The sequence below is a fragment of the Kitasatospora sp. NPDC091257 genome (genome assembly GCF_044757675.1).
Lineage (GTDB): Bacteria > Actinomycetota > Actinomycetes > Streptomycetales > Streptomycetaceae > Kitasatospora > Kitasatospora lactacystinica.
On sequence record NZ_JBIVVI010000543.1, the window covers coordinates 1 to 5,845 of the forward strand.

At 72.7% G+C, this 5,845-nt stretch carries 6 protein-coding genes; 1 reads left to right on the forward strand and 5 read right to left on the reverse strand.

Annotation, left to right across the window (positions count from 1 at the left end):
- On the forward strand, positions 1–741 hold a 741-nt coding region (locus tag ACIQOV_RS23815), incomplete at its 5' end, for an ATP-binding cassette domain-containing protein (protein ID WP_401051507.1).
- 30 nt (positions 742–771) lie between these two features.
- Here the strand turns inward: ACIQOV_RS23815 and ACIQOV_RS23820 are convergent.
- The 5 genes from ACIQOV_RS23820 to ACIQOV_RS23840 form a co-directional block, all read right to left on the reverse strand.
- Positions 772–1,305 carry a GNAT family N-acetyltransferase gene (locus ACIQOV_RS23820; RefSeq protein WP_401051509.1) on the reverse strand — a complete coding sequence of 178 codons (534 nt, stop codon included), beginning with the start codon at positions 1,303–1,305 and terminating at the stop codon, positions 772–774.
- A 166-nt stretch (positions 1,306–1,471) separates the two neighbouring features.
- Entirely contained in the window at positions 1,472–3,340 is a 1,869-nt protein-coding gene (locus tag ACIQOV_RS23825; RefSeq protein ID WP_401051511.1) for an endonuclease/exonuclease/phosphatase family protein, read from the reverse strand.
- A 225-nt stretch (positions 3,341–3,565) separates the two neighbouring features.
- Positions 3,566–4,519, reverse strand: a complete 954-nt coding sequence (locus ACIQOV_RS23830) for a Gfo/Idh/MocA family protein (RefSeq protein ID WP_401051513.1) — start codon at positions 4,517–4,519, stop codon at positions 3,566–3,568.
- Positions 4,520–4,604: 85 nt separating this feature from the next.
- Positions 4,605–5,318 (reverse strand): hypothetical protein, encoded by a 714-nt coding sequence (locus ACIQOV_RS23835; protein ID WP_401051516.1) that lies wholly within the window; start codon positions 5,316–5,318, stop codon positions 4,605–4,607.
- A 167-nt stretch (positions 5,319–5,485) separates the two neighbouring features.
- Positions 5,486–5,845: sugar phosphate isomerase/epimerase family protein (locus ACIQOV_RS23840; RefSeq protein WP_401051518.1), on the reverse strand; the 360-nt coding region annotated here is incomplete at its 5' end.

A 5,845-nucleotide genomic window follows, 5' to 3' on the forward strand; every position in this document is an offset into this window, starting at 1 on the left:
GGGGCGATCAAGGGCTCCCGGCGCAGCAACCCGGCCACCTACACCGGTCTGCTCGAACCGGTCCGCAAGGCCTTCGCCAAGGCCAACGGTGTGAAGCCGGCCCTGTTCAGCGCCAACTCCGAGGGCGCCTGCCCGACCTGCAACGGCGCCGGGGTGGTCTTCACCGACCTGGCGATGATGGCCGGGGTGGCCACCACCTGCGAGGACTGCGAGGGCAAGCGGTACCAGCCGGCGGTGCTGGAGTACCGCCTGGGCGGGCGGGACATCGCCGAGGTGCTGGCGATGTCGGTGACGGAGGCGGAGGAGTTCTTCGGCTCGGGCGAGGCGAAGCTCCCGGCCGCGCACCGCGTCCTGGAGCGGCTCGCCGACGTCGGGCTCGGCTACGTCAGCCTGGGCCAGCCGCTCACCACGCTGTCCGGCGGCGAGCGGCAGCGGCTCAAGCTGGCCACCCACATGGCGGACAAGGGCGGCGTCTACGTGCTGGACGAGCCGACCACCGGGCTGCACCTGGCCGACGTCGAGCAGTTGCTCGGGCTGCTGGACCGGCTGGTCGAGTCCGGCAAGTCGGTGATCGTGATCGAGCACCACCCGGCGGTGATGGCGCACGCCGACTGGATCATCGACCTCGGTCCGGGGGCCGGCCACGACGGCGGACGGGTGGTCTTCGAGGGCACCCCGGCCGACCTGGTCGCCGCCCGCTCCACGCCGACCGGCGAGGCGCTGGCCCAGTACCTGGGCTGAGCCGTACCCGAGCCGCGCCCGGGCCGCGCCCTACCCGGGCCGGTCCGCTCCCGCCCGGTCGAGCGGGAGGGCCATCTCCAGGATCCGCGCCGAGGCGTCCAGCGCGTACGGCGTCTCCTGTCCCGTGTAGGCGAACCCCCGCCGCAGGTAGAAGGCGGCGGCGCGGGGGTTCGCCTCGTGCACCCCGAGCAGCATCCGCCCGGCGCCCCGGACCCGCGCCCAGGCGAGCACCGCGTCCAGCAGGGCGTCGGCGACGCCGCGGCCCCGGCCGCGGTGCGCCGGGGCCACCCAGACGCCGATCAGGTCGAGCGCGCCCGGTTGGCTCCGGTTCGGGACGGACAGCATGGTGGCGACCCACTCCCCCGCGGCGTCCACCGCGACCAGGCCGAGGCGGTCGGGCTCGTTGACCCAGCCGCACCGGGCCATCCACTCGCCCTCACCGTGGCGGCTCGCGTCCTCGTGGGTCTCGCCGAAGGCCAGGGGCGTGTCGAGGAGTTGGGCCAGCCGCACCTTCCGCAGGCGCTGCCAGTCCGCGCGCCCGATCCGCTCGATCCGGTAGTCCATGGTCTCCCCGTCGCACGACGCCGCCTCCGCCGCCGGTGATCACCGGCGGCGGAGGCAGGATAACCGCGCCGGGGTCCCCCGGATTGCCGAGGTCCCACGGCTCGACGGGGCTCTACGGCTCCATGCGGCCCTACGGCTCCGTGTCGCCCCACGGCTTGATGCGGCCCTACGGCTTGATGCGGACCACCTGCGGGTCGTGGTCGCTGGCCTGCTGGGCGAACTCGGCGTTGATGTGCACCACGTCGTACTTGGCGTAGCCGACCTCGGGGCTGACCAGGATGTGGTCCAGCACCTGCGAGTTGCCCTGGTAGACGTACGAGTACTGCTCGGTCTCCGGCAGCTCGTTCACCAGGTCGCGCAGCACGCCGTCCTTGGTGAGCGCGCCGAGCGCGGGCGAGAACTGGTAGTCGTTGAAGTCGCCGAGGGAGACGACCTTGGCCTCCTTGTCGGCGGCCAGCAGCTGGGCGACGAAGGCCTGTTCCACGGTGGCCTGCTTGATCCGCTGCACCTCGGAGCTGCGGACCGGCTGCTGGAAGCGGCTGTCGATGCCCTGGTCGCCGCCCTTGCTGTTGAAGTGGTTGGCGATGACGAAGACCTTCTTGCCGCGGAAGGAGAACTGGCCGACCAGCGGCTTGCGGCTGTTGGTCCAGGCCTCGTCGTTCGGCTCGATCCGGCCGGGCGAGGCGGTCAGCGCGGTGCTCGCGCCGGTGCCGGTCACGCCGACGGCGGAGGTGGCGGCGCCGCCGGGGATGTCGGTGAAGGACACCCGCTGCGGGTTGAACAGGAACACCTGGCGGATGTTGCCGCCGGGCTCGCCGCCGTCCTTGCCGTCCTGCGGGTCGACCGAGCGCCAGTCGTAGGCCGGGCCGCCGGCCGCCTTGATCGCGGCGATGAACTTGGCCACGGTCTGGCTCGCGTCCACCGTGCCGTCGTTCTTGGCGCCGTTGTTGTCCTGGATCTCCTCCAGGGCGACGATGTCGGGCGAGCGCAGGTTGGTGACGACGCCCTGGGCCAGCTCGGCGAACTTGGCGTCCGGGTTGCCCGGGGCCAGGTTCTCCACGTTGTAGGTGGCGAGGGTGAGCTCGCGGTCGGTCGCCTGGGCGGTGACCTCGCGCTGGAGGTGGTTGTCCTTCAGCGTGCCCATGGTGCCGGCGACCAGGGTGTAGCCGCCGAAGTTGTTGTAGTCCAGCGGGCCGGTGGTGGTGCCGGTCAGCTCGTCGCCGACGTTGGCGACCGGGAAGGGCTGCTGGGTGACCGCGGCCTGCTGCTGGATCATCAGGCGGCCGACGTTGGGCTCGCGGTAGGACTCGTACAGGACGCCGCCGCGCTTGCTGCGCTGGTCCTGGCGGTCGGCGGCGACCCACAGCTCGTTGTACTTGTCGGTCGCCTGGATCACCCGGACGTCCTTGACCTGGACGAGCATGCCCTCCAGGGACTCGTAGAAGTCCAGGGTGTACTTCGCCGGGTTGAGCGCCACGCCGTCGACGGAACCGTCCGCACCGGCCGGCGGGGCGTAGGTGCCGGGGATGTTGCGGGTGTCGACGACCACCGGGGCGGGCAGCGGGTTGCCGGCCGACAGGACGGTGACGCCCGGGGCGGAGATCTCGGTGAGGGACTGCGAGCCGCCGCCGAAGTTCGGGTAGTACTCGGTGACCTTGCCGCTGACCAGCACCGAGTCGCCGACCTTCACGGTCGGGTTGCCGCCGGTGAAGACGAAGACGCCCTCGCTGGTGGCCGGGTCGGCGTCCGGGTTCGGGTCCTGGAGCCAGAAGCCCTTGGAACTGCCGTACGCGCGCACGCCGGTGACGATGCCGGGCACGCCGGTGACGGGCTTGCCGGTCTGCGGGGATATCCGGGTGCCGCCCTGGATGTCGTGGATCCGCAGCGGGCCGACCTCGGTCGGGGCGGGGGTCGCGGGCGCGGCGGCGTTGGCCACCGGCAACGGGACGAGCACCAGCGAGGCGGCCAGCGAGGCCGGGATCAGGGCGGCACGCAGCAGGGCTCTGCGGGGGCGGGGTGCGGGGGCGGTGGTCACCGGGGCTGGACTCCTAGCTCCGTCGTGCGGCACTGGCGTGGCACGGCGGTCCGGGCGGAGGCGCGCTTCGAGCGCGCGCTACTCGCGTAGAGAAGAAGCGGGGGACGGGCACCCGCCCCCCGCGGCGCCCCTCAAGATACGCGCGTAGAAAATGCCCCGACAAGACCCTGCCGGTGAACTGTCGGCTCCCCGGAGATGACGTGACGCCGGGTCAGCCCAGGATCCTCACAGCCCGCTCCCAGCCGACTCCCAGGAAGCCCCGATCCGCTCCACGACCAGCTCGCACAGCTCGTGGGTGCGCAGCGCGTCATGGGCGTCCAGGGTGTGCCCGGCGCGGACGGCCGCCAGGAAGGCGAGCACGCACTGCTCGATGCCGCGCTGACGGGCCACCGGCACCCAGTCGCCGCGGCGGCGGACGGTCGGCTGGCCGCGGTGGTCGATCACCTCGGCCAGGTTGCGCACCTCGCGCTTGGAGTCACCGCCGGAGACCTCCAGCACCTCCTCGGTGGAGCCGGAGACCCGGTTCATGATGCCCAGGGCGGTGAAACCGTCGCCGGCCAGGGTGAGGACGACGTGCTCGACCAGCCCGTCGCGGACCCGCGAGCGGACGTCCACGTGCTCGATCTCGCCGGGGGCCAGGAAGCGCAGGGTGTCCACCACGTGGATGAAGTCGTCGAACACCAGCGGGCGTGCCGCCTCGGCCAGGCCCTCACGGTTCTTCTGCAGCACGATCAGATCGCGCGGGCGCTCCTTGGCCTGGACGTAGCCGGGCGCGTGGCGGCGGTTGAAGCCGACCATCAGCGAGCGGCCGGTGCGGTCGGCGAGGTCGACCAGCCGGCGGGCGCCGTCCAGGGTCTGGTCGAGCGGCTTGTCGACGTAGACGTCCACCCCGGCGGTGAGCAGCTGCTCGACGATCGGCACGTGCTGACTGGTCGCGGCATGCACGAACGCCGCCCGGATCCCGCTGCCGATCAGGGCGCCGAGGTCGGTGAAGCGGTGCTCGGGGGCGATCCGGTGGGCCTCACCGATCCTGTCCAGCTTCGCCGCGTCCCGGGTCATCAGCCGGACGTCCAGCCCGGGCAGCGCGGTGAGCACCGGCAGATACGCCTTCTGCGCGATGTCACCGAGCCCGATCACCCCGACCGGGAGAAGGCCGTCGGCAACAGGGGTCGGATTCATCGGATTCTCCCACGGGTACGGCGACACATCGGCCCCACCCTATGCACCGGCTCCCCCGCGCCACCAACCCGCCGCCGGCACACACTCACGCGTGGGCGCTGATCTCACCGCCGGCGGAGAGCACGATGGAGACGCCGTTGGCGTCGACGCCGACGTCGTGCTGGTCCGTCTCCAGCGTGCCGTACACGGCGTTGTCGTTGCCGAGGATCTCCGCGCGGTACCGGAGCTCGCCGAGCTTGGTGACCTTGGCCGTCCAGCCGCCCGCCAGCTTGAAGGTGCCCGGTCCCTGGTGGCTCCCGCCCATCCAGGAGTGGATCCGGCCGTCCAGCGAGAGCATGACGAACATGCCGTTGGCGTCGAGTCCGTCGTCGTGCTCCTTCGTCTCCATGGTGGCGAGGACCTGACCCTTGTTGAGGATCCTGGCGACGTAGTGCATGTTGCCGAGGTCCTTGATCTCGGCCGTGCTGCCGTCCACCAGGGTCTCGGTGCGGACGCCCGAGGCCGTCTTGGGCGGCGCGGCCGGCGTCGTGGCGGCGCGCCCGGTGGGGGCGGCGGTCGGGGCGGTGCCACCGCGCGTGGCGGGCGTGCCGGACGCGGCGGGCGTCGTGGCCGGTGCCGTGGCGGCGGGGGTGGTGGCCGGTGCGGTGGCGGCGGGCGCGGTGGTGGCCGGTGCGGCCGAGCCCTGGGTGTCCGAGGTGGGAGAGCAGGCCGTCGCGGCGGGAACCAGCAGGGCCGCGGCCAGGACGGTTCCGGCCAGCGTACGGGTGGCGGTCGCGCGGCGGATCGTCGAGAGGGGCATGCGGGTTCTCCTGAGCGCAGTACGGGTGAGGAGCAGCCGGTACGGGTCGTCCCTCCTGTGTGGGCCGGAGGGCGGGCGCCGGGTGCAATTCGAAACTAGTGCGAACAGTCGACGGAATGGAGCATTCCGTGTCACCGAACGGCAACGCCCGGACCGCTTCGCACCGGTCACGCCCCGTCAGGCACGGCTCCCGGCCCCGACACTCCTTCGACCGTTGCCGCGAGGAAGGCCGCGCCGGACGCGAGCAGCGGGGGCAGCGGGGCGGCCGCCGGGTGCCAGGGCGCCTCGTACTCCCAGCAGACCCAGGCGCCGGGCGGCAGCAGGCGCAGGCAGTCGGTGATCGGCAGGACGCCGGCGCCCAGCGGGAGCGGGGTGCGGTCGTGCGGGCCGGCGATGTCCTTGACCTGCACGTGGCCGGGGTACGGGGCGAGCGCGGCACGGGTCTCGGCCGGCGTCTCGCCCGCGAGGTGGGTGTGCATCAGGTCCCACAGGGCGCCCACGGCCGGGTGGGCGACCCGGGCCAGCAG

Bases quoted from the DNA above. Each gene is read 5' to 3' on its own strand.
- ACIQOV_RS23820 (WP_401051509.1), bottom strand. From the start codon at position 1,305: ATGGACTACCGGATCGAGCGGATCGGGCGCGCGGACTGGCAGCGCCTG.
- ACIQOV_RS23830 (WP_401051513.1), bottom strand. From the start codon at position 4,519: ATGAATCCGACCCCTGTTGCCGACGGCCTTCTCCCGGTCGGGGTGATC.
- ACIQOV_RS23835 (WP_401051516.1), bottom strand. From the start codon at position 5,318: ATGCCCCTCTCGACGATCCGCCGCGCGACCGCCACCCGTACGCTGGCC.